The following is a 23,023-nucleotide window of genomic DNA, read 5'->3' as shown; positions in this document are numbered from 1 at the left end:
TTTGGCGCGATTTACCACCATTGGGCCGGTTTCGCCACAAACCCGGCGGCCTGTTCAAGGGCATAAGCGGTATTCAGCAAATCCCCCTCTTCCCAAGGACGTCCAATCAATTGCAGACCCAGCGGCAAACCCTGCGCATCAACGCCGGTGGGCACCGAGATGCCCGGCAGCCCGGCCAGGTTCACCGTCACGGTAAAGATATCATTAAGATACATTTCCACCGGATCAGACACGTCCTTGCCCAGTTCGAACGCGGCCGAGGGCGTGGCCGGTGTCAGGATCGCATCGATACCTTGGGCAAAGACATCTTCGAAGTCTTTTTTGATCAGCGTGCGCACCTTGCGGGCGCGGTTGTAATAGGCGTCGTAGAACCCTGCTGACAGCACATAGGTGCCCACCATCACGCGGCGCTGCACCTCGGGGCCGAAGCCTTCGGCGCGGGTTTTCTCGTACATCTCGGTGATGCCATCGCCCTGCGCCAGTTTCGCGCGGTGGCCGTAGCGCACGCCGTCATAGCGCGCGAGGTTGCTGGACGCCTCGGCGGGGGCGATCACATAATAGGCGGGCAGCGCGTATTTGGTATGCGGCAGGCTTATGTCCTTGATCACGGCGCCTGCGTCTTCGAGCATGCGGCGACCCTCGGCCCAAAGCGCCTCGATCGCGTCGGGCATGCCGTCCATGCGGTATTCGCGCGGGATGCCGATGGTCTTGCCACGAATGTCGCCGGTCAGCATCGCCTCAAAATTCGGCACGGCCAAATCGGCGCTGGTGCTGTCCTTGGGATCGTGGCCGCACATCGCTTCGAGCATGATGGCGGCGTCGCGCACGTCTTTGGTCATCGGTCCCGCCTGATCGAGGCTGGAGGCGAAGGCCACGATGCCCCAGCGCGAACAGCGCCCGTAGGTCGGCTTGATCCCAGTGATGCCAGTGAACGCCGCAGGCTGGCGGATGGACCCGCCGGTATCGGTGCCAGTGGCAGCGAGGCACAGGTCTGCCGCAACAGCCGACGCAGATCCGCCCGACGACCCGCCCGGTGTCAGCGCCGTATCATCGGCCGCGCGCCTCCAAGGGTTGATTGCGTTGCCATAGGTCGAGGTCTCGTTCGACGACCCCATGGCGAACTCGTCCATGTTGAGCTTTCCGAGCATGACCGCGCCCGCGCCAAAGAGCTGGCTGGTGACTGTGCTTTCATATTCCGGCTTGAACCCGTTCAGGATCGCGCTGGCAGCCTGCGACGGCACGCCCTTGGTGCAGAACAGATCTTTGATACCCAGCGGAATGCCGCACAGATCCGGTGCGTCCCCCGCCTTGATCCGCGCATCGGCAGCTGTGGCCTGCGCCAGCGCCACATCCGGTGTCTTATGCACAAACGCCCCCAGCGCATCAGCGCCGTCGATGGCGGTCAGGCAGGCTTGGGTCAGATCAACGCTGGTCACATCGCCCTTGCGCAGCGCATCGCGGGCCTCGGAGATTTTAAGCTTGGTCAGATCGGTCATTATTCCACCACCTTCGGCACAGCGAAAAAACCCTCGCGGGCGTCGGGCGCATTGGCCAGAACCTTGTCCTGCATGCCGCCATCGGTGATCACGTCCTGACGCCGCTTGAGCCGCATCGGTTCAACGCTGACCATGGGTTCTACGCCGTCCACATCGACCTCGTTCAACTGCTCGATAAAGCCGAGGATGGTGCTGAATTCCTGAGCCAGCGCAGGCAGCGCATCCGTTTCGACGCGGATGCGTGCAAGTTTGGCCACGCGGGCGGCGGTTTCGATGTCGATGGACATGGTTGGGTGTCCCCTAAATGCGCGTTGATCTTTGGGCAGCGTTTACCGAGGCAGGCCAGAGCGTGCAAGTCATTGCGGTGTCACAGCATGGTGTCCTGCGGGGCCACGCACATCGGCGACGCGCTTTGCCCAAAATCCGCCACATTTTTGTCGCAAACTTAATTCTCGACCCGTGATGATAGTTTTATTGGTGCACTGAAAGCATGCCAGACACGCTCCTCGGCGGTATTGCGATCAACGAATTTCTGGTCGATCCCAACGGCGCCACGCATAACTTTGACACGGACGGCAACGGATCCGCGACGGGCGGTGATGAATTCGTGGAATTGATCAACTTTTCCGGGTCCGCCATCGACATTTCGGGGCTCGAGCTTTGGGATCAAGGGCGCGACAACTGGTTTACTTTTCCGCCGGGCACGATCCTTCAGGCTGGTGCGGTTGCTGTTGTGGTCCGCGATGTGCAACCCGGTGGCAGCCTGCCCCCGGTGACAGGCAACAATCTTGCATTTAACGCCAATTACGGCAGCAACGTTCTGAACAACCCCGGTGACAATGTTGTCATCTACGATCCCTCCAACGACCAGTACATTCAAGCCACCTATAATGGTGACCCGTTGCTCGACCCAACCACCGCGTCGGGGTTTTCCGGGTTTTCGTCAACCGCAACCCGGTCGGGCAGCGGCGAGAATTTTGGCAATGACATTGATGGGATTTCGCTTCAGCGCCTTGGGGCCGGATTTACGAATTCCGCCACACCGACACCGGGATCGCTGATCTGTTTTGCGGAAGGCACGCTGATTGAAACCGCATCGGGGTTTCGTGCGGTCGAAAACCTGCGCGCTGGGGAACTTGTGCAGACGCTGGACAGCGGGTTGCAGCCCATCGCATGGGTGTTTTCGACCCTTGTCGCGCCCGAGGACATGGACAGCCACCCCAACCTGCGCCCAATCCGGCTGCGCCCGGTCAACGGGCATCCGCCGCTCTGCGTGTCGCGGCAACACCGGGTGTTGGTGTCAGGCAAGATCGTCGCGCGGATGTTTGGCTGCGACGCGGTGCTGATCCCCGCCAAGGACATTTTGGACACCGCCGACGCCACCTGCCTGCTCCCGTCCGAGCCTGTACGTTACTTTCACATCCTGCTGGAGGCACATCACATTCTGAACGCAAACGGCTATGCGGCCGAAAGCCTGCTGCCCGGTGACGAGGCGCTCAAAACGTTGGAAGAGTTGGCGCAAAACAAAATCGACGCGCCATCTGATGCACTCTGTTCCGGCCTGCGTCTGATTGCAGCCGCGCCTGCCCGCCTTTTGGTCGCCGGGGCGAAGGCGCGAAAACTGGCGTTTCGCAAGACCAAGAACGGTCAGGGCACAGTGAGCCTTTTCGCCGGTGCCCGCAATTGGCTGGCGCTACAGGACGCCGCCTGTCTTTGACCAGAAGCCACCAAAGAGACAGGTTCAAATCACAGCAGAGCGTTCTTCCGCACGGTACACATCAAACGTGACAAACCCTGCGACGACGGTACGCTGGAAAAACCAAAACTGACATCTTGCTAACCAAGCATATCTTTCAAGGTTTTATGGTCTTTGTCGGTCGCGCCAAAATGCAAACCAGCGTGGATCTCTACCAAGTGGCTGCGCATCAACTCTTCTGCCTCATCGGGATCATTGCGTTCGATGGCATCAACAAGCGCTTTGTGGCAGTCTTCGTCGCACCGCATGCTTGTCCTTGTCCAATACAACCCGATAATCAGCGACGACCTTGAGACGAGGCTTTCAATAAACTCGGCGATGGTCTGCTGATTTGCGATCTCTGCAACCTTCACATGGAACAGGCCAGACAGACGCAGCGCGCGACCGGATGCGTTGTCACGAATGGCGTCATGCTCGGCCCTTGTGTGGAGACGCAGGTCGGCGATGTCTTTTGGCTTTGCGTTCAACGCGGCTTCGCGTGCCGATCGTGGCTCTAGCAATTCGCGGGCTTCAAAGACTTCGCGGGCTTGCCGGGGGCTCGGATTGGCAACGCTGGCACCCCGATTTGGGCGCAAGGTCACAAGATGTGCCTGTGCCAGCGCCTGAAGCCCTGCGCGAACAATCGTCCGCGACACGCCGTACACATCCGCAAGGTCGTTTTCTGCAAGGCGCATACCGGGTGGGATGCGATGTTCCAGAATGGCCTGTTCGATGCCGATATAGACGGGGTTTTGCAAACCATCAGATTTGGCACTCTCGGGCGAGACGGTGTGTTTGCGCGCTATACTCATTTTGAACGGCTCAAAGTTGCATACAATCTACTGAATCCCTTTGCCCACATTGGCGAGGCGATATCGCAATTGTCAGCGCGGTCTGCAAGCCCAGCAACCGATCTGCAAATAAATTAGACTAAGCCCCTTCATTGTGGCCAAAAAGTAGGCTTTTGTCAACATTTATTGACCAGATTGTATACAAAATTACCCGAATCAATCGACGAAAACCCTCCAAATCGCACCCTCACAGCAAGGGTTACGCTGCCCAACAAGCTGGACCCACAAGTGCAACAGGAGAAATGAGAATGAAAAAGACAGCTCTATCCCGGTCTACAGCGGTCGCATTGATGACCGCGCTTCTGGCCGCAAGCCCTGCATGGGCAGAAAAAAAATTGACCATCGGCATGACAGCCGCGGATATCCCGCGCACCTCGGGCCAACCCGACCAAGGCTTTGAAGGGAACCGGTTCACGGGCATCCCGATGTACGACGCTTTGACCCATTGGGATCTGTCATCTGAAACCGAAGCCAGCGGAATTGTTCCCGGCCTTGCGACCTCGTGGGAAGTGAACCCTGACGACACAACAAAATGGACCTTCACGCTGCGTGACGGCGTGACCTTCCACGATGGATCGCCTTTTACTGCTGACGCAGTGGTCTGGAACGTGCAGAAAGTTCTCGACGAAGCCGCGCCGCATTTCGCACCGGATCAGGTGGGTGCCACCAAGTCGCGCATGCCGACTCTGGCCTCTGCCCGTGCAATTGACGATCTGACAGTCGAACTGACCACCACACAACCCGACAGCTTTCTGCCACTGAACATGACAATGCTGTTCATGGCGTCGCCAACCCATTGGCAGGCGCTCTACGACGCTGTCGATGCTTCGATCACCGATCCCAAAGAGCGAGCCGCAGCAGCATGGACAGCTTTCGCAGCCGATCCGTCGGGTACAGGCCCGTTCGAGGGCGATCTGCTGGTTCCGCGCGAACGCTTCGAGATGATCAAGAACGAAGACTATTGGGATCCTGCACGCACACCGACAATCGACCGGGTTGTTCTGGTGCCCCTGCCCGATGCGAATGCCCGTACAGCCGCATTGCTGTCCGGTCAGGTCGATTGGATCGAAGCACCAGCACCCGACGCAATCCCGCGCATTCAGTCCGAAGGCAACGTGATCTATTCCAACCCGCAGCCGCATGTGTGGCCTTGGCAATTGTCGTTCCATGAAGGATCGCCCTGGCTCGACAAACGCGTCCGCCACGCGGCCAACCTGTGTGTGAACCGCGAAGAGCTTCAGGTTCTGCTGGGTGGCTACATGGGCATCCCCAAAGGCTCGGTCGAGCCGGGCCACCCATGGTGGGGCAACCCGTCCTTTGATATCCGCTATGATCCCGATACCGCACGCGCGCTCATGCTTGAGGCTGGTTTTTCCTCAGACAATCCCGTGCAGGTCAAGGTTCAGACCTCTGCCTCTGGTTCTGGCCAGATGCAGCCAGTCACGATGAACGAATATGTGCAGCAATCACTGGCGGACTGTTTCTTTGACGTCGAACTGGACGTGCTGGAGTGGAACACCGTGTTCACAAACTGGCGCAAGGGTGCCGCAGACGAAAGCGCGCGCGGCGCGCATGCGATCAACGTCTCTTTCGCAACGATGGACCCGTTCTTTGCCATGGTCCGTTTCGTATCGACCGAAACCTTCCCGCCTGTGTCCAACAACTGGGGCCTGTTCGGCAATGACGAATTCGATGCTCTGATCGCCGATGCCCGCACGTCGTTTGCAGATGCGGACCGTGATGCGGCACTGGCGCGGTTGCACACTCGCATCGTCGAGGAAGCCCCGTTTGTCTGGATCGCCCACGATGTCGGCCCACGTGCCATGGCATCACGCGTTGGCAATGTCACCCAGCCCAAGAACTGGTTCATCGACATTGCGCCAATGACTGTTGCGGACTGACCTGCATCACATCAATGAGGTCGCCTCATAGCGGCGGCCTCACCGTCAAAAGGCACATCCCTGATGCTTCTCTTTGTTCTTCGCAGAATACTTTACACGCTGCCGATCATGCTGGGCGTATCGCTGGTGTGCTTTGCGCTGGTGCATATCTCACCGGGTGATCCGCTTGTCTCGATCCTGCCGCCGGATGCGTCGGTCGAATTGCAAGAACAAATGATGGCGATCTATGGATTTGACAAATCCTATCCCGAGCAATTTTTTCGCTGGCTTGGTTTGGCCTTGCAGGGGGATCTGGGCAATTCCATTGCCACCGGACGCCCCGTTGTGGCCGAAGTCTTTAATGCCGTCGGCAACACTCTGGTCCTTGCCATAACAGCCACGATCATCGGATTCACTCTGGGCAGTCTTTTTGGATTTGTTGCGGGTTACTTCCGCGATAGCTGGATTGACAAGCTGGCGACCGCGATCGCCGTCATCGGCGTTTCGGTCCCGCATTACTGGCTGGGCATGGTGATGGTCATTATCTTCTCTGTCGAACTTGGCTGGTTGCCTGCCACAGGTGCCGGCCCCGGAGGATCAAGCCAATGGGTTTGGGACTGGGAACACATGCAATACCTAATCCTGCCCGCTGTGACGATGTCAGTCATTCCCATGGGTATTGTCGCCCGTACCGTGCGCGCGCTTGTGGCTGACATCCTGCAACAGGAATTTGTGACCGGCCTTCAGGCCAAAGGGCTTCTGGATCGCGGCGTGCTGGCCCATGTCGTCAAGAACGCCGCGCCGACGGCTTTGGCCGTGATGGGCCTGCAACTGGGCTACCTGCTCGGTGGGTCGATCTTGATCGAGACGGTGTTTTCATGGCCGGGAACCGGGTTTCTGTTGGGACAGGCGATCTTTCAACGCGACCTGCCCTTGTTGCAGGGCACCATCCTCGTGCTTGCCATGTTCTTCGTCATTCTGAATCTCATGGTGGATGTCGCGCAAACGTCCCTCGACCCACGTCTGCAAAGGGGCTGAACATGGCTGTCACTGCCGAAACCATTGTCCCGCTTGCAACAATTGAAAAATCCCACGGCTATTGGCGTGCGGTTTGGGGGCGGTTCCTGCGCGACAAGGTTGCGGTCTGCGCCGGGCTTGTCGCGGCTGGCCTTGTGTTGATGGCAGTCTTTGCGCCGTGGGTCGCACCTGCCGATCCGCTTCAAGGCACCATGCTCAAACGCTTGTCCCCCATCGGCACCGAAGGCTACCTGCTTGGCGCGGACGAACTGGGCCGCGATATGCTCAGCCGGTTGATCTATGGCGCGCGCCTGTCACTGTTCATGGGCGTCGTGCCTGTGTTGATCGCTTTTGCCATCGGATCGACCATCGGGATCGCGGCAGGCTACCTGGGCGGGTGGGTCAATACGATCACCATGCGCACACTCGACGTGCTCTATGCCTTTCCTTCGGTGCTTCTCGCCATTGCGATTTCCGGCGCTTTGGGGGCGGGTATCCTGAACGGGTTGCTGTCGCTCACGGTGGTGTTCATTCCGCCGATTGCGCGTGTCGCAGAGAGCGTCACCACGTCAGTGCGCAAGCTGGAATACATCGAAGCTGCACAGGCCAGCGGGGCATCAAGCCTGCAAATCGTGCGCGAGCATGTGCTGGGCAATGTGCTGGGGCCGATCTTTGTCTATGCCACCAGCCTGATTTCGGTGTCGATGATTTTGGCTGCGGGCCTGTCCTTCCTCGGTCTTGGGGTCAGTCCGCCAAATGCCGAATGGGGCTTGATGCTCAATACGTTGCGCAATGCTATCTACGTACAGCCTTGGCTGGCGGCACTGCCCGGCGTGATGATTTTCATGACCTCGATTTCCTTCAACATGCTCAGCGACGGGCTGCGCTCTGCCATGGATGTCAAACAATGACTGCCCCGATCCTGTCTGCTCATAACCTTGTCAAACACTTCGACGCTGGTGGTTTTGGCCCAAAACGCAAGGTCGTGCGCGCCGTGGACGATGTGAGCTTTGAGTTGGCAGCGGGCGAGACGCTTGGCGTTGTCGGGGAAAGCGGCTGTGGCAAGTCGACCACTGCCCGCTTGCTGGTGCAGTTGCTCAAGCCCGACACCGGCAGCGTGCGGTTCAATGGCAAGGTGGTTGGCTTCGAACTGTCGCTCAAGGAATTTCGCCGCCAAGTACAGATGGTGTTTCAGGACAGTTTTGCGTCGCTCAACCCGCGTATGACGATGATTGATGCCATCGCCTTTGGGCCAACGGTGCATGGCATGTCGGGGCGGGATGCAACCCGCAAAGCCCAAGACCTGCTGGAGCGCGTTGGCCTTGATCCGGCGCGTTTCGGTGGGCGCTATGCCCATGAGCTGTCCGGTGGCCAGCGCCAGCGGGTCAACATCGCGCGGGCTTTGGCCTTTGATCCACAGGTGATCGTGCTGGACGAGGCGGTATCGGCGCTGGACAAATCGGTCGAGGCGCAAGTGCTGAACCTGCTGATGGACCTGCGCCGCGAACGCGGCCTGACATATGTCTTTATCAGCCATGATCTGAATGTGGTGCGGCACATCTCGGACCGGGTGATGGTCATGTATCTGGGCGAAGTGGCCGAGATCGGACCGGCAGAAAGTCTCTACACCGCTCCGCGTCATCCCTACACCGAAGCCCTTTTGGCCGCGATGCCATCGCTTGACCCGGACAAACGCACGATGGAAGCCCCGCTTGCAGGTGACCCGCCCAATCCGATCGATCCACCGCCGGGATGCCGGTTTCATACCAGATGTGCGCAGGCCTTCGGCCCTTGCGCCGCGCAGGTGCCCTTTCAGCATGCTATCGGATCAGATCACATGGCGGCCTGTCACCTCAATCGTGCCCAAGAGAGGGTGGCATGAACGTGTCCCAATCTGCGCAAAATGCACCGCTGGTCAGTGTCCGCGATCTATCCGTGCGCTTTGCAGGCACACCGCCCGTACATGCGGTCAACAGTGTCAGCTTTGATCTCGCGTCTGGCGAAGTGTTGGGCATCCTCGGGGAAAGCGGGTCAGGCAAAAGCGTCACGCTCAAGACATTGCTCCGCCTTTTACCAGAGAGAAAGACACGCATCACCGGCGCGGTGGACGTCGATGGGCAGGACGTTCTGAGCCTTAGCGGCAGAGCGCTTGCGGATCATCGGGGCGGAGTCGTTTCGATGATCTTTCAGGACCCGTCACTCGCGCTTGATCCGGTCTACACCATTGGTCACCAGATTGCGGAAACGGTGATGCGCCACGAAGGTGCGAGCAAACACGATGCCATGGCGCGCGCGCTCGAAATGCTTGAGCTTGTGCGCATTCCCTCGGCCAAGCGGCGGTTGGCAAACTATCCGCATGAAATGTCCGGCGGCATGCGTCAGCGCGCGATGATTGCACTGGCGCTGGCCTGTCGGCCCAAGCTGTTGCTGGCTGATGAACCAACAACGGCACTGGATGCCACGGTGCAAATCCAGATCCTGCTTTTGCTGCGAGAATTGCAGCAAGAGATGGGTATGGGCGTCATCTTTGTCACCCATGATATCGGCGTCGCGGTCGAGGTGTCGGACCGACTGGCGGTGATGTATGCAGGCAGCTTTGTTGAGACTGGATCGGTCGCGGATATCATTCGGGATGCGCGCCACCCCTATTCGCGCGGATTGCTTGCCGCCAACCTTGTTGGTGCCGTTCCCGGCACCCGGCTTGATGCCGTTCCGGGCGCCCCCCCGGCGCTCAGCGCATTGCCCGAAGGCTGTGCCTTTGCCCCGCGCTGCGCACATGCCGAAGACCTCTGCGCCGCTAGTCCTGTTCCTGTGTGGTCCGATGGTGGACGCCGATGGGCGCGCTGCGTTCATGCAACTCGAACGGGCGGCACCCGTGCGGGCACCGAGACGCACAAAAAGGATGGACTGGAGTGAGCCAGCACCCGATCAGGATCACCATCCTCAACCCAAACGCCACGCAAAGCATGACCGATGAAATGGTGACTGCGGCGCAAATTGCCGTGGGCCATTTGGCCAAGGTCGAGGGGCTGACAAACACGCGTGGACCTGTCTCGATACAAGGGCCCAAAGATGCAGCAGACTGTCTTCCCGGCCTGTTTGGCCTGTTTGACACAGCCCTGTCCGAGGGCGCGGATGCGATTGTTGTCGGATGCTTTGACGACACCGGCTTGAATGACTTGCGCGCACGCCACGCGGCCCCGGTGATTGGACTTGGAGAAGCCGGCTGCATCGCTGCCAGCCTTGCCTCAGAGCGGTTTAGCGTTGTCACCACCTTGGCCGTGTCGGTGCCGGTGATCGCTGACAACATCCGCGCCATGGGCTTTGGGAACAGATGCAATGGCGTTCATCCCTCCGGTGTGCCAGTGCTTGATCTGAACTCAGGAACCGACAGCGTGTCGCGCGTGCTCACCACGATTGACGCGGTACTGAAGACAGATCCGCATCAAAGCATCGTGCTGGGATGTGGGGGCATGACAGCCATTGCATCACAGCTGACACCGTCCGTCCCGACCCATGTCATTGATCCGGTTGTAGCAGCAGCGCATATGTGTCTGATGGTCGTATCCGCGCGCGCACGTCCCACTGAACGGCCTGCCTACGCAGAATGCCCATGACATGACTGAACAGGCCCTTTGCGGGCGGGTGCGCGACGTGTTCCGATCCAGGCGGGCTCAGCTGATCCGCAGAACAAAGCGACAGGCCTCTGCGTTTGAGACCGCGCAACAGCTTGCCTCAAAGCATGTGACCCGTTTGTGCACCAAGACCTGATAGAGCCGTGCAAAAACCGCGGCGTGCCAATGGCAGAGCGGTGTCGCGCTGTGTTCGCCACGCACGATGGGGTTCTGCGCGATTTCAAAGCACCAGGGCGAGAGCACGCGGAACACGCCTGATCCTGCAAAAGTCCAGGCGTGTTTGGCGATGGCCCCGGACAGCACGCGTGCCGCCAAAGGTGCCGGCAACGCCTTGAGTACCAGTTGCGCCGGTTTCGGGATGCGATGCGCGAGGATATAATCCGCCGTCGCGCGCCCCGCCTCAGAAGCAAGTTCCGGCGCCATGTCGGGTTCGTCACGGCGCAAGACCTGATGCAGGCGCATTGCGTCGCCCTCGGGGATCATCTGTGTGCCGTCCGGCACCTCGAACACACCCGCCTCGGCAAGCATCTGCGCCACCCGTGCCTCCCCGCCGATCCGGGCAATCTGCGGCAAGAGTTGCAGGATGGCATTGGGGCCGATGACGGCCCCTTGTTGCACGTCCTCAGACGTCCTCCATTTGCTGCGATCCGCCTCCGCAGGCTTTGACTTCGGCCCCGTTGGGTATCTTGAAGTCCTGCGTCCGGGTGGCCGAGCGTTCCTTCATCTGCGCCTTCACAGCCTCACGGCGTTCCTTGGCCGCTGCGGCCTTGTCGGCAGAGCCTTCCCAATCCTCCATCTGCGCCTCGGCGATGGTTCGGGTCTCGTCGAAATGGAAATCCAGCTTGTTCTTGGATTGCGGTCCAGTATAGCCCACCTTGCCCAAATCATAGAACGTCCGGCCCACCCCTGCTTTAAGGAAGGCATAAAGACAGCCGAGCAGATACCGCCGCCGGAAGCCAGTGCCGCGCCACGGATAGTGGAACAACGCCTTTTTCATGTAGAAACGCCGGTAGTTGTTCATCACGCCATCAAGCAGCTCCCCCCGCTCCATCGCGGCGGGCTTCATGATCGGGGTCACAAAATTATAGCGACTGAAATCAAAGACTTCGACCTTGTCTTTCAACTCCTGGAACAAGGGGGTAAACGGCCACGGCGTATACATCGACCAGTTCGCCAGATCGGGCTGCCAATCCCACGCCATCTGGTAGGTCTCTTCCAGCGTCTCGGGGGTTTCGTTGTCCAGCCCGACAATGAACTGCGCCTCGACCAGAATGTCAGCCTCGCGCAAAAGGCGGATCGCTTCCTTGTTTTCCTCGACGCGGGTTTCCTTGTTGAAGATATCCAGCTTCATCTGCGCCGCCGCCTCGGTGCCAAGGCTCACATGCACCAGCCCCGCCTTGCGGTAGAATTTCAGCAGATCGCGGTCACGGTAGATGTCGGTCACGCGGGTGTTGATGCCCCACTTGACCTTGTCGGGCAGGCCCCGGTCGATCAATTCCTGACAGAAGGCCACGAATTTCTTCTTGTTGATGGTGGGTTCTTCGTCGGCCAGAATGAAGAACCCGACCCCGTGATTGTTCACCAGATCCTCGATCTCGTCGACCACGTCCTTCGGATCGCGCACGCGATAATCGCGCCAGAATTTCCACTGCGAACAGAACGAACAGGTGAACGGACAGCCACGCGCAAGGTTCGGGATCGCCACCCGTGTGCCCAGCGGGATGTAGATGTATTTCGACCATTCCAACACGGTCCAGTCCGGCTTGATCTTGCTCAGATCCTTGACCGTGCTTGCCGCCGGAGTTGCGATGATCTGGTCCCCGTCCTGAAACGCCAGACCCTTGATCTTGTGTTTGTCGGCAGGCCAGCGCCCATCCTCGATCGCAAGCATCAGTGCGGTGCAGATCTCTTCGCCCTCGCCTCGCACGATCACATCGACCCACGGGGCCTCGGACAAAACTTGCTTGAACATGAAGGTTGCGTGCACGCCGCCCAGCATTCGCACCGCATCTGGCACCACCTCGCTTGCGACCTTGAGCACATCTTCGGCGCGATAGATTGACGGGGTGATCGCAGTCACGCCCACCACATCGGGCTTGATCTCTTCCATCCGGCGGGCCAGATCGGCATCGTCAATGTTGTCAGTCATCGCGTCGATAAAGTGGATGTCGTCAAACCCCGCCTGCCGAAGATGGCCCGACAGGTAAGCCACCCATGCCGGCGGCCAGGTACCAGCAATCTCGGCCCCGCCAGAGCGGTAATTCGGGTGGACAAACAAAATGCGCATGGCGACTCTCTCCGTATGTGTAAACCCATCCTGACACTAAGTGTGTCAGAGTTTGTTGACATGGATCAAAACACTGTCGCCCCTTTCTCCACGCGCCGCCTGTGCTAGCCTTTGAGCGAACAACAAGGGAGTTTACCGATGAACATCATTTGGCTTGGACACGGATCGTTCCGCATCGAAATTGGCGATCAGGTGCTGCTGGTTGACCCATGGCTGAACGGAAATCCCATGATGGAGGGTCAGGACCATGACGCCGCCATCGCCGGGGCAACACAGATCCTCGTGACGCATGGCCATTTTGACCACACCACCGATGTGGTGGGCATTTCGCAGAAAACCGGTGCTCCGGTCAGCGCGATCTATGAACTGGCGCAATACCTGTTCAGCCAAGGCGCGGTCGAGGGCGCGGCCTTTAACAAGGGCGGCACGCTGGCTTTGGGCTCCGTGTCAGTCACGATGGTGCCCGCGTCTCACTCCTCGTCGATCGTGGTGGAGGGGGCGCCTGTCTATATGGGGGCCGAGATCGGCTACATCGTCAAAGGCGACGGCCATACGATCTACCTGTCTGGCGATACCACGATCATGGCCGACATGGAGTGGATCGGCGATTACCACAAACCCGATATCGGCATCCTGTCGGCGGGGGGCCATTTCACGATGGACATGGCCGGGGCGGCCTATGCGGCCAAGCGGTATTTCAATTTCACGACTGTGATCCCGTGTCACTACCGCACGTTTCCGCTGCTGGAGCAATCGGCGCAGGTCTTGGCAGAGGGGGTGCCGGGCGTGGATGTGATCGAACCGCAGGTGATGGTGCCGATCACTCTCTGACGCCCGTGCCCAAGCCCGTTCGACCGGGCTTGGGATGCGTTTTCGAAACCGCTGACGGTCCGTCGAAGGACCGTGTTACAGCGTCGCGTTCAGCGCCTTGTTCAGATCGGCGATCAGGTCCTTGGGGTCTTCGATCCCGATGGAAATGCGCACAACACTGGGCCCGGCCCCTGCCGCTTCCTGCTGCTCGGGGGTCAGTTGACGGTGCGTGGTCGAGGCCGAGTGGATCACAAGGCTGCGCGTGTCTCCAAGGTTGGCCACATGGCTGAAAATCTCAAGCGAATCCACGAACTTCACACAGGCGTCATAGCCGCCCTTGAGCTTGACCGTGAACAACCCGCCTGCCCCCTTGGGGCAGATTTTCTCGACCCGGTGGTTATAGGGCGAGGACGGCAGACCGGCATAGGTCACTGCCTCAACCGCATCATGGGTTTGCAGCCAGGACGACACCTCCATCGCGTTCTCGACATGCTTCTGCATCCGCAGGCTCAGCGTCTCGATCCCCATCAGCGTGTAATGCGCCGCCTGCGGGTTGAGCGTCATGCCCAGGTCGCGCAGACCAATGGCGATGCCGTGGAAGGTGAACGCCAAAGGCCCAAAGGTCTCGGCAAATTTCAAACCGTGATAGGCAGGTTCGGGTGCGCTCAGCGACGGGAACTTGTCGTTCGCGGTCCAGTCGAACTTGCCGCTGTCGATCACCACGCCACCCGTGACGGTGCCATTGCCCGTCAGGTACTTGGTCATCGAATGCACCACCAACGTGGCACCATGTTCGATCGGGCGGCACAGATACGGTGTGGCCGATGTGTTGTCCACGATAAGCGGAATACCCGCCGCATCGGAAATGGCAGAAATCGAGTCCAGATCGGTGATATAGCCGCCCGGGTTGGCAATGGATTCGCAGAACACCGCGCGGGTGTCGTCGTTGATCGCCGCCTTGACCGCGTCAAGATCGTCGAAATCGACAAAGGTCGCGGACCAGCCAAAGCGTTTGATCGTCTGGCTGAACTGAGTGACCGTGCCGCCGTAAAGCCGCGTGGACGCAACCACGTTCTTGCCCGGCCCCATCAGCGGGAACAGCGCCATGATCTGCGCTGCGTGACCCGAGGAACAGCAGACCGCCCCCACACCGCCCTCAAGCGTCGCCATGCGTTCCTGCAAGGCCGCGACGGTCGGGTTGGTCAGGCGCGAATAGATGTAGCCCACTTCCTGAAGATTGAACAAAGCCGCCGCGTGATCGGCATCGCGGAACACATAGGCGGTGGTCTGGTAGATCGGCACCTGCCGCGCGCCCGTGGCCGGGTCAGGCCGTGCGCCTGCGTGGATCTGGAGCGTGTCAAAACCGTAGTCGGGTCCGTCTGTCATGGTTGTCTCCCCCATTGGACTGTCTGATTGCGTACAGGATTAGGCCATCGCGGGGGCGCTCACAACAGGCCGTCTGTGGGAAAGAACAGCGCCTTGGCCTCGCATCGCCCCATATGGAACAGGTTTCCGTTTTCCGACGCGCAGGCGAAACTCTGTTTCAGCAGGCTTGCAGCGGGGCAACATTCTGCGCCACATGGGGTAGAAAACAGACAGGAGACCGCACCGCCATGACCCTTCCCGCCTCAATGACCGCTGTCGAAATCACCACCCATGGCGGACCCGAGGTGTTGCAGCCCGTCACCGTTCCGGTGCCCGCGCCGATGGCCGGGGAAATCCTGATCAAGGTCGCCTATGCAGGCGTCAACCGCCCCGATGCGCTGCAACGCGCCGGGATGTACAACCCTCCTGCGGGTGCGTCGCCCCTGCCCGGCCTTGAGGCCGCTGGCACCGTGGCCGCAGTGGGGCCCGGCGTGTCGCGCTGGCAGGTGGGCGATGCGGTCACAGCGCTGTTGCCCGGCGGCGGCTATGCGGAATACGTCACCACCTTTGCCGACCATGCCTTGCCCGTGCCCGCAGGCATGCCGATGGATCAGGCCGCGGCGCTCTGCGAGACATATTTTACCGTTTGGTCAAATGTTTTCAAACGCGGTGGCTTGCAGGCCGGAGAGCGGTTTTTGGTGCATGGTGGATCGTCGGGCATTGGCACGACGGCGATCCAACTGGCGTCCTTGCGCGGGGCGCGGGTGTTCACGACAGCCGGGTCCGAAGACAAATGCGCGGCATGTGTTGGGCTCGGGGCGGAAAAGGCATGGAACTACCGCGACGTGGATTTCGTGGACGCGATGCGCGCGATGGGCGGTGCCAATGTGATCCTCGACATGGTGGGTGGCGATTACCTGCCGCGCAACGTCAAGACGCTTGCCGATGACGGGCGGCTGGTGCAAATCGCCTTCCTGCAAGGCCCCAAGGTCGAGATGAATTTCACCCAGATGATGACCCGGCGGCTGACCCTGACCGGATCAACCCTGCGCCCCCAGTCTGTTGCCGCCAAAGCCGCCATCGCCAGCGACCTCGAGGCCGAGGTCTGGCCACATCTGGCATCAGGTCGCATCGCGCCGGTGATGGACAGCGAATTTGCGCTTGTAGACGCCGCCAAGGCACATGCCCGGATGGAAGGGTCCACCCATATCGGAAAGATCGTGCTGAAGGTTGGGTAACGCGCGCGCAAGGGCTTTCGAAAGTCCTTGCCCGTCCGTTACCCGTATCGACGCGGCGTGTTAGCCTGCAAACCCGATTGTCGCCTCAACCGCCCGGTTCCAAGCGCCGTATTTGCGCGTCCGCAGATTGGCAGCCATGTCCGGCTCGAACCGCGCATCGGCGGCCCATTGCGCCGCAAAGGCCTCCATGTCTGGCAGCACACCTGCCTTGTAGCCCGCAAGCCAGGCCACGCCCATTGCGGTTGTTTCCAGCACGCGGGGCCGCTCAACAGGGGCATCAATGATGTCGGACAGGAATTGCATCGTCCAGTCCGACGCGCTCATCCCGCCATCAACCCGCAGCGCGGTTTCCGACTGACCGGACCAATCCGCCTTCATCGCCTCAAGCAAATCGCGCGTCTGGTAGCCCACGCTTTCCAAGGCCGCGCGGGCAAATTCCTCTGGTCCCGAATTGCGGGTCAGGCCAAAAATCGCGCCGCGACATTCGGCGTTCCAATAGGGTGCGCCAAGCCCGGTGAAGGCCGGAACAAGCACCACCTCTTGCATCGGATCGGCCTTTTCCGCCAGCGGTTGCGTTTCTTTCGCCTCGCGGATGATCTTGAGCCCATCGCGCAACCACTGCACCACGGCCCCCGCAATGAAGATCGACCCTTCCAGCGCGTAGGTCGGTTTGCCATCAAGCTGATAGGCGATGGTGGTCAGCAACCTGTTGTTGGACCGCACCGGCGTGTCGCCTGTGTTCAACAGCGCGAAACACCCGGTGCCATAGGTGGATTTCATCATCCCCGGCTTAAAACACGCCTGACCCACGGTTGCCGCCTGCTGATCCCCGGCAATGCCGCAGATCGGGACGGCACGGCCAAAAAGATCAGCACGCGTCTCGCCGAAATCGGCGGCGCAATCCTTGACTTGCGGAAGCAAGGACATCGGGATGCCCAGCTTGTCGCAGATCGTCTTGGACCAGCGGCCCTTGCGAATGTCATACAGCATGGTACGCGCCGCATTGGTGGCGTCGGTGACATGCACGCGCCCACCTGTGAGGTTCCACACCAGCCATGTGTCGACGGTGCCAAAGGCCAGCTCTCCGGCCTCGGCACGGGCACGCACGCCGTCCACATTGTCAAGAATCCACGCCAGTTTGGTGCTGCTGAAATACGGGTCGAGCAAAAGCCCGGTGCGGTCGGTCACAACCTCTTCAAACCCGTCGGCCTTGAGCGCCTTGCACACATCCGAGGTGCGGCGGTCCTGCCAGACAATCGCGTTGAAGACCGGCTTGCCGGTCTTGCGATCCCAGACCAGCGTCGTTTCGCGCTGATTGGTGATGCCGATGGCGGCGATGCTGTCAGCACCAACGCCCGCTTTTTCAATCGCGGCACGACAGGTTTCAGCGGTCGTGGACCAGAGGTCTGACGGATCGTGTTCAACCCAACCACTGTTGGGGTAATGCTGGTCGAATTCTTCCTGCGCCGAAGCGATGGCGGTCAGGGTTTCGTCAAACAGGATAGCGCGCGTCGATGTCGTGCCTTGGTCGATGGCAAGAATATGGGTCATGTGCGGCGGGCCTCCTGTGGTGACGTGTTCTGTCCGCCCACTGTTTCAGGACGGTGGAAAAGGATCAAATGGGAAAGGGGCAAACGAATACCGGGGCGCGGTGACCGCGCCCCGATCGTAAGGCAGCTTACTGCCAGGACTTGATCAGCTCGTCATAAGAGACGGTCTTGGGCTCTTCGTCCTCATTCTCAAGCTTGGCAAACGGCGCGCCGGGCTGGTCGAACCAGTACTGCGCATCCCGCTCTTCGTTGAGAACTGGGCCAAGATCACCCTGAACGCCTGCACGCTCAAGACGCTCAAGCACGCGTTCCTGATCGGCACAAAGCGCATCCAGCGCTTCTTGCGGGGTCTTTGCACCGGACATTGCATCACCGATGTTCTGCCACCACAGCTGCGCCAGCTTGGGGTAATCCGGCACGTTCGTGCCTGTCGGCGACCACTGAACGCGCGCGGGCGAACGGTAGAATTCGACCAGACCACCCAGTTTATCCGCACGCTCTGTGAAGCTTTCGTGCTGCACGGTGGATTCGCGGATGAAGGTCAGACCCACATGGGATTTCTTCACATCCACGGTCTTGGACGTAACGAACTGTGCATAGAGCCACGCCGCCTTGGCGCGGTCTACCGGAGTGCTTTCCATCAGCGTCCAGCTGCCAGCATCCTGGTAGCCGACCTTCTGGCCTTCTTTCCAGTAAACGCCATGCGGGCTGGGGGCCATGCGCCACTTTGGTGTGCCGTCTTCGTTCATCACCGGCAGACCGGGCTTGACCGTGTCGGCTGTAAACGCGGTGTACCAGAACATCTGCTGGGCGATATTGCCCTGCGCCGGGATCGGGCCCGCCTCAGAGAAGGTCATACCCGCAGCGGCTGGGGGCGTGTATTTCTCAAGCCATTCGATCGCCTTGGTCACAGCATAGACGGCGGCCGGCGCGTTGGTCGCACCACCACGGGCCACACAAGAGCCGGTTGGCTGCGAGTTCTCGTTCACCCGGATGCCCCATTCATCGACCGGAAGGCCGTTGGGTTCACCCACGTCGCCCATCCCCGCCATGGACATCCACGCGTCGGTGTAGCGCCAGCCAAGGCTTGGGTCTTTCTTGCCGTAGTCCATGTTGCCAAAGACATCGCCATCGACGCCCATATGGCTTAGGTCACGGCCGGTAAAGAACTCCGCAATATCTTCATATGCCGCCCAGTTGACCGGAACACCCAGCTCGTAGCCGAACTGTGCTTCGAAATCGGCCTTGTTCTTTTCGTCGTTGAACCAATCGTAGCGGAACCAATACAGGTTTGCGAACTGCTGCGTCGGAAGCTGGTAGACCTTGCCATCAGGGCCCGTGGTGAAGCTGAGGCCGATGAAATCCGCCAGATCCAGCGTCGGCAGGGTCACATCTGCGCCTTCGCCCGCCATCCAGTCGGTCAGGTTGCGCACCTGCTGATAGCGCCAATGGGTGCCGATCAGGTCCGAGTCGTTGATATAAGCGTCATAGATGTTTTCGCCCGACTGCATCTGAGTTTGCAGCTTTTCAACAACGTCGCCTTCGCCGATCAGGTCGTGGGTGACCTTGATGCCGGTGATGGCCTCGAATGCAGGCGCAAGCACCTGGCTTTCGTATTCATGCGTGGTGATCGTTTCCGAGACCACCTTGATCTCCATGCCCTGGAATGGCGTGGCTGCGTCAATGAAGAACTGCATTTCGGCTTCTTGCGCGGCACGGTCGATCGATGACATGTCGCCGATCTCCGTATCCAGGAACGCGCGTGCTGCGTCCATGTCGGCAAAGGCCGGACCCGCAAGGATCAGCAATGCCGCCGTTGAGGATTTAAGGTTCAAGTTCATGTGGTTCCTCCCAATTATTGAGAACTTGGATGAAATGGCCCTGCCCCGCAAACGGGACACGACCGGGGTATGTCGTCAGACCCAGCGAAACACCGCTGCGGCGTAAATCGCGCAGACAATCAGGGCATAAGGCTGGAATTCCGCCCCCACGAGGCCAAGCCACGCAAGGTTGATAAAGGCACTGCCCAAAAGCGTGATGAACAGCCGGTCCCCGCGTGTCGTCTCGATCCGCAAGATACCGGTGCGCGGTGTCTCGGGGAATTTGATCGCAAGGATCGTAAAGGTGATCAACAAGCTGGCGATGACCATGAAGAAAATCGCGGTCGGCCATGTCCATGCCATCCATGAAAGGTCCATCAGTCAGTCCTCCGATTGGTCAAGAGTGCGCCATCACCTGGCCCGACCCAAGGATCTCGGCGGCCAGAGGTTCTTGGGTCGCGCCCAAGGATGACGTGGGGATGGTTAACAAGCCCTTGCATCACACCCTCCCCAGGGCAAAGCCCTTGGCGATGTAGTTGCGGACAAAGTAGATCACCAAAGCGCCCGGCACGATGGTCAGGATACCCGCTGCCGCCAGAACGCCCCAGTCGATTCCCGATGCGCCTTGGGTACGGGTCATGATCGCCGCGATGGGCTTGGCGTCAACAGTCGTCAGCGTCCGCGAAAGCAGCAGTTCCACCCACGAGAACATGAAGCAAAAGAACGCCGCAACCCCGATGCCGCTTGAAATCAGTGGCATGAAAATCCGCGTGAAAAAGCGGCCAAAGCTGTAGCCGTCCAGATACGCGGTCTCATCGATCTCTTTCGGCACGCCGCGCATGAAGCCTTCGAGGATCCACACCGCCAGCGGCACGTTGAACAGGCAGTGTGCCAAGGCGACCGCGATATGGGTGTCGAACAACCCAACCGAGGAATACAGTTGAAAGAAAGGCAGCGCGAAAACGGCGGGCGGCGCCATGCGGTTGGTCAACAACCAAAAGAACAGGTGCTTGTCACCCATAAAGCTGTAGCGGCTGAACGCGTAGGCCGCAGGCAAGGCCACGGCCAAGGAAATCACCGTGTTCATAACCACATAGATCAGCGAGTTAACGTAACCCATGTACCAGCTCGGGTCCGTCAGGATCGTGCGGTAATTGTCCAGCGTCACATCATTCGGCCACAGCGTGAACGAATTCAGGATCTCAGTATTGGTCTTCAGACTCATGTTCAGAAGCCAGTAGATCGGCAGCATCAGGAACAGCAGGTAAAGGCCCATCACGATGGCCGACCCATTCACCTTAATGCGTCGCTTGGTGGTACCTGCCGTTATAGCGGCGGGAGGGTTGCTGGTGGTTGTGTCTGTCATCGGTTCAGCCATCCCGCTTATCAAGGTTGATCATAACGGTGTAGAACACCCACGAAATCAGCAGGATCACGAGGAAATACATGATCGAGAACGCCGCCGCCGGTCCGAGGTCGAACTGACCCAAGGCCATCTTCACAAGGTCAATGGACAACAGCGTCGTGGTGCTGCCGGGACCACCGCCGGTGACAACAAACGGCTCTGTGTAGATCATGAAACTGTCCATAAAACGCAACAGAATGGCGATCATCAGCACGCCCATCATCTTTGGCAGCTCGATGAAACGGAACACCTTCCAGCGCGACGCCTGATCGATCTTGGCAGCCTGATAATAGGCGTCCGGGATCGATTGCAGGCCGGCATAGGCCAGCAGCGCCACCAGCGACGTCCAATGCCAGACATCCATGACAATGATCGTCACCCACGCCGCAAACGGATCGCTTGTGTAGTTGTAATCAATGCCCAAGGCCGCCAGCGTGTAGCCCAGAAGGCCGATATCGACGCGCCCGAACACCTGCCAGATTGTGCCCACCACGTTCCACGGGATCAGCAACGGCAGCGACATGAAGACAAGGCAGAAGCTGGCCCAGAACCCGCTTTTCGGCATGTTGAGCGCGACAAACACGCCCAAGGGGATCTGGATCAGCAGAATGATGCCCGAGAACATCAATTGCCGTCCAAACGCACCCCAGATGCGATCATCGTTGAGCATTTCTTCGAACCATTCGAGCCCAGTCCAGAAGAACTGGTTGTTGCCGAACGTGTCCTGCACCGAGTAGTTGACCACGGTCATCAGCGGGATCACCGCAGAGAACGCGACAAGGATCAGAACCGGCAGGACAAGGAACCATGCCTTTTGATTGACTGTCTTTTCCATCAGGCGGCCTCCTCAACCGGGTGCGATTGATCGGGTGCGACGCGCCAGTCGTTGACATAGATATTGGCTTGGGCCGGATCAAAACTGACATGGGTCATATCCGCCGTCACCACATCATCTTCGCCAGATATCGCATTGATATCATGACCAAAAAAATCAAGACGGATGATCTTGTGACGGCCCACATCTTCGATCCGCTTGACCTTGACAGGCAGACCGTCTGTTGCACTCAAGCGCACAAATTCTGGACGGATACCAAGCTCGACCTTGCCACTGGGTGCGCCGTACCCACCGGACAACGGAATGGCTGCGCCCCCGATATGGGCCATGGCTCCTTGCACATCGACCGGCAGCACATTCATGCCCGGCGAGCCGATGAAATAGCCCACAAAGGTGTGCTCTGGCCGCTCAAACAGCTCTTCCGGGGTGCCGATCTGCACAACGCGCCCGTCATACATCACCACCACCTTGTCGGCAAAGGTCAGCGCTTCGGTCTGGTCATGGGTCACATAGATCATGGTATGCCCAAATTCGTGGTGCAGCGATTTCAACTGCGTGCGCAATTCCCATTTCATATGCGGGTCGATCACGGTCAGCGGCTCATCGAACAAAAGCGCGTTCACGTCCTTGCGCACCATGCCGCGGCCCAACGAAATCTTCTGCTTGGCATCCGCCGTCAAACCGCGCGCCTTTTTGCGCAGCATGTCTTCCATGCCAATCATCTTGGCGATTTCCTGAACGCGGGCGGCGACATAGGCTTCGTCATGGCCGCGATTGCGCAGCGGAAAGGCCAGATTGTCCTGCACCGTCATCGTGTCGTATACCACCGGGAACTGGAACACCTGCGCGATGTTGCGTTCGGCCGTGGGCGCGTGGGTCACGTCTTGCCCATCAAACAGGATGCGGCCCTGGCTTGGGTGCAACAGCCCCGAAATGATGTTGAGCAGCGTGGATTTCCCACAGCCCGACGCGCCAAGAAGCGCATAGGCCGCGCCATCATCCCAATCGTGGTTCAGTTCCTTGAGGGCGAAATCGTCCTCGGATTTGGGCGTGGGCAGATAGGAATGTGCCAGATTGTCGAGTGTGATCTTTGCCATAT

Annotated in this window: 21 protein-coding genes; 9 read left to right on the top strand and 12 right to left on the bottom strand. The window is 59.5% G+C overall.

Annotation, left to right across the window (positions count from 1 at the left end):
• Nucleotides 1-11: 11 nt before the first annotated feature.
• Together gatA and gatC are read right to left on the bottom strand one after the other, a co-directional pair.
• A complete protein-coding gene (gatA, locus tag ACSHXH_RS06860) occupies nt 12-1,496 on the bottom strand; it encodes an Asp-tRNA(Asn)/Glu-tRNA(Gln) amidotransferase subunit GatA (protein WP_435671042.1) in 1,485 nt (494 codons plus the stop codon).
• Entirely contained in the window at nt 1,496-1,783 is a 288-nt protein-coding gene (gene gatC / locus ACSHXH_RS06855; protein WP_435671041.1) for an Asp-tRNA(Asn)/Glu-tRNA(Gln) amidotransferase subunit GatC, read from the bottom strand. The genes gatA and gatC overlap by 1 nt, the downstream gene beginning before the upstream one ends.
• Nucleotides 1,784-1,986: 203 nt before the next feature.
• Here gatC and ACSHXH_RS06850 point away from each other — a divergent pair, with 203 nt between their 5' ends.
• Nucleotides 1,987-3,213, top strand: coding sequence for a Hint domain-containing protein (locus ACSHXH_RS06850; protein ID WP_435671040.1), 1,227 nt, complete (start codon nt 1,987-1,989; stop codon nt 3,211-3,213).
• 119 nt (nt 3,214-3,332) lie between these two features.
• Here the strand turns inward: ACSHXH_RS06850 and ACSHXH_RS06845 are convergent, their stop codons facing one another.
• Nucleotides 3,333-4,043 carry a GntR family transcriptional regulator gene (locus ACSHXH_RS06845; RefSeq protein WP_435671039.1) on the bottom strand — a complete coding sequence of 237 codons (711 nt, stop codon included), beginning with the start codon at nt 4,041-4,043 and terminating at the stop codon, nt 3,333-3,335.
• Nucleotides 4,044-4,330: 287 nt separating this feature from the next.
• On the opposite strand from ACSHXH_RS06845, the gene ACSHXH_RS06840 reads away from it, so the two are divergent.
• The 6 genes from ACSHXH_RS06840 (at nt 4,331) to ACSHXH_RS06815 (ending at nt 10,596) form a co-directional block, all read left to right on the top strand.
• On the top strand, nt 4,331-5,983 hold the full coding sequence (locus tag ACSHXH_RS06840; protein WP_435671038.1) for an ABC transporter substrate-binding protein: 1,653 nt from the start codon (nt 4,331-4,333) through the stop codon (nt 5,981-5,983).
• Nucleotides 5,984-6,046: 63 nt separating this feature from the next.
• Nucleotides 6,047-7,000 (top strand): ABC transporter permease, encoded by a 954-nt coding sequence (locus ACSHXH_RS06835; protein WP_435671037.1) that lies wholly within the window; start codon nt 6,047-6,049, stop codon nt 6,998-7,000.
• Nucleotides 7,001-7,002: 2 nt separating this feature from the next.
• Nucleotides 7,003-7,890, top strand: coding sequence for an ABC transporter permease (locus ACSHXH_RS06830; protein WP_435671036.1), 888 nt, complete (start codon nt 7,003-7,005; stop codon nt 7,888-7,890).
• Complete coding sequence (locus tag ACSHXH_RS06825; protein ID WP_435671035.1) at nt 7,887-8,861, top strand: ABC transporter ATP-binding protein; 975 nt, start codon at nt 7,887-7,889, stop codon at nt 8,859-8,861. The genes ACSHXH_RS06830 and ACSHXH_RS06825 overlap by 4 nt, the downstream gene beginning before the upstream one ends.
• Nucleotides 8,858-9,895, top strand: a complete 1,038-nt coding sequence (locus tag ACSHXH_RS06820; protein ID WP_435671034.1) for an ABC transporter ATP-binding protein — start codon at nt 8,858-8,860, stop codon at nt 9,893-9,895. The genes ACSHXH_RS06825 and ACSHXH_RS06820 overlap by 4 nt, the downstream gene beginning before the upstream one ends.
• Complete coding sequence (locus ACSHXH_RS06815; RefSeq protein ID WP_435671033.1) at nt 9,892-10,596, top strand: aspartate/glutamate racemase family protein; 705 nt, start codon at nt 9,892-9,894, stop codon at nt 10,594-10,596. The genes ACSHXH_RS06820 and ACSHXH_RS06815 overlap by 4 nt, the downstream gene beginning before the upstream one ends.
• A gap of 57 nt (nt 10,597-10,653) precedes the next feature.
• Here the strand turns inward: ACSHXH_RS06815 and bchJ are convergent, their stop codons facing one another.
• A complete protein-coding gene (bchJ, locus tag ACSHXH_RS06810; RefSeq protein WP_435671032.1) occupies nt 10,654-11,232 on the bottom strand; it encodes a bacteriochlorophyll 4-vinyl reductase in 579 nt (192 codons plus the stop codon).
• A 4-nt stretch (nt 11,233-11,236) separates the two neighbouring features.
• A complete protein-coding gene (bchE, locus tag ACSHXH_RS06805; protein ID WP_435671031.1) occupies nt 11,237-12,901 on the bottom strand; it encodes a magnesium-protoporphyrin IX monomethyl ester anaerobic oxidative cyclase in 1,665 nt (554 codons plus the stop codon).
• 138 nt (nt 12,902-13,039) lie between these two features.
• On the opposite strand from bchE, the gene ACSHXH_RS06800 reads away from it, so the two are divergent.
• Nucleotides 13,040-13,732, top strand: coding sequence for a metal-dependent hydrolase (locus ACSHXH_RS06800; RefSeq protein ID WP_435671030.1), 693 nt, complete (start codon nt 13,040-13,042; stop codon nt 13,730-13,732).
• 75 nt (nt 13,733-13,807) lie between these two features.
• On the opposite strand, the gene ACSHXH_RS06795 is transcribed toward ACSHXH_RS06800, so the two are convergent.
• Nucleotides 13,808-15,097, bottom strand: a complete 1,290-nt coding sequence (locus ACSHXH_RS06795; protein WP_435671029.1) for an O-acetylhomoserine aminocarboxypropyltransferase/cysteine synthase family protein — start codon at nt 15,095-15,097, stop codon at nt 13,808-13,810.
• A 227-nt stretch (nt 15,098-15,324) separates the two neighbouring features.
• Between ACSHXH_RS06795 and ACSHXH_RS06790 the strand changes: the two genes are divergently transcribed.
• Complete coding sequence (locus ACSHXH_RS06790) at nt 15,325-16,314, top strand: NAD(P)H-quinone oxidoreductase (RefSeq protein ID WP_435671028.1); 990 nt, start codon at nt 15,325-15,327, stop codon at nt 16,312-16,314.
• Nucleotides 16,315-16,374: 60 nt separating this feature from the next.
• Here ACSHXH_RS06790 and glpK read toward each other — a convergent pair whose 3' ends face one another.
• The 6 genes from glpK to ACSHXH_RS06760 form a co-directional block, all read right to left on the bottom strand.
• A complete protein-coding gene (gene glpK / locus ACSHXH_RS06785; RefSeq protein ID WP_435671027.1) occupies nt 16,375-17,865 on the bottom strand; it encodes a glycerol kinase GlpK in 1,491 nt (496 codons plus the stop codon).
• A 127-nt stretch (nt 17,866-17,992) separates the two neighbouring features.
• Nucleotides 17,993-19,705 (bottom strand): ABC transporter substrate-binding protein, encoded by a 1,713-nt coding sequence (locus ACSHXH_RS06780; RefSeq protein WP_435671026.1) that lies wholly within the window; start codon nt 19,703-19,705, stop codon nt 17,993-17,995.
• 75 nt (nt 19,706-19,780) lie between these two features.
• Nucleotides 19,781-20,062 (bottom strand): DUF2160 domain-containing protein, encoded by a 282-nt coding sequence (locus tag ACSHXH_RS06775; RefSeq protein WP_435671025.1) that lies wholly within the window; start codon nt 20,060-20,062, stop codon nt 19,781-19,783.
• Between the two features lie 121 nt (nt 20,063-20,183).
• Entirely contained in the window at nt 20,184-21,050 is an 867-nt protein-coding gene (locus ACSHXH_RS06770) for a carbohydrate ABC transporter permease (RefSeq protein WP_435671024.1), read from the bottom strand.
• A 4-nt stretch (nt 21,051-21,054) separates the two neighbouring features.
• Nucleotides 21,055-21,924 carry a carbohydrate ABC transporter permease gene (locus ACSHXH_RS06765; protein ID WP_435671023.1) on the bottom strand — a complete coding sequence of 290 codons (870 nt, stop codon included), beginning with the start codon at nt 21,922-21,924 and terminating at the stop codon, nt 21,055-21,057.
• Nucleotides 21,924-23,021 (bottom strand): ABC transporter ATP-binding protein, encoded by a 1,098-nt coding sequence (locus ACSHXH_RS06760; protein ID WP_435671022.1) that lies wholly within the window; start codon nt 23,019-23,021, stop codon nt 21,924-21,926. The genes ACSHXH_RS06765 and ACSHXH_RS06760 overlap by 1 nt, the downstream gene beginning before the upstream one ends.
• Nucleotides 23,022-23,023 lie beyond the last annotated feature (2 nt).

Source organism: Marivita sp. (assembly GCF_051251565.1).
Taxonomy (GTDB): domain Bacteria; phylum Pseudomonadota; class Alphaproteobacteria; order Rhodobacterales; family Rhodobacteraceae; genus Marivita.
This window is presented reverse-complemented; position numbering and strand designations above follow the sequence as displayed.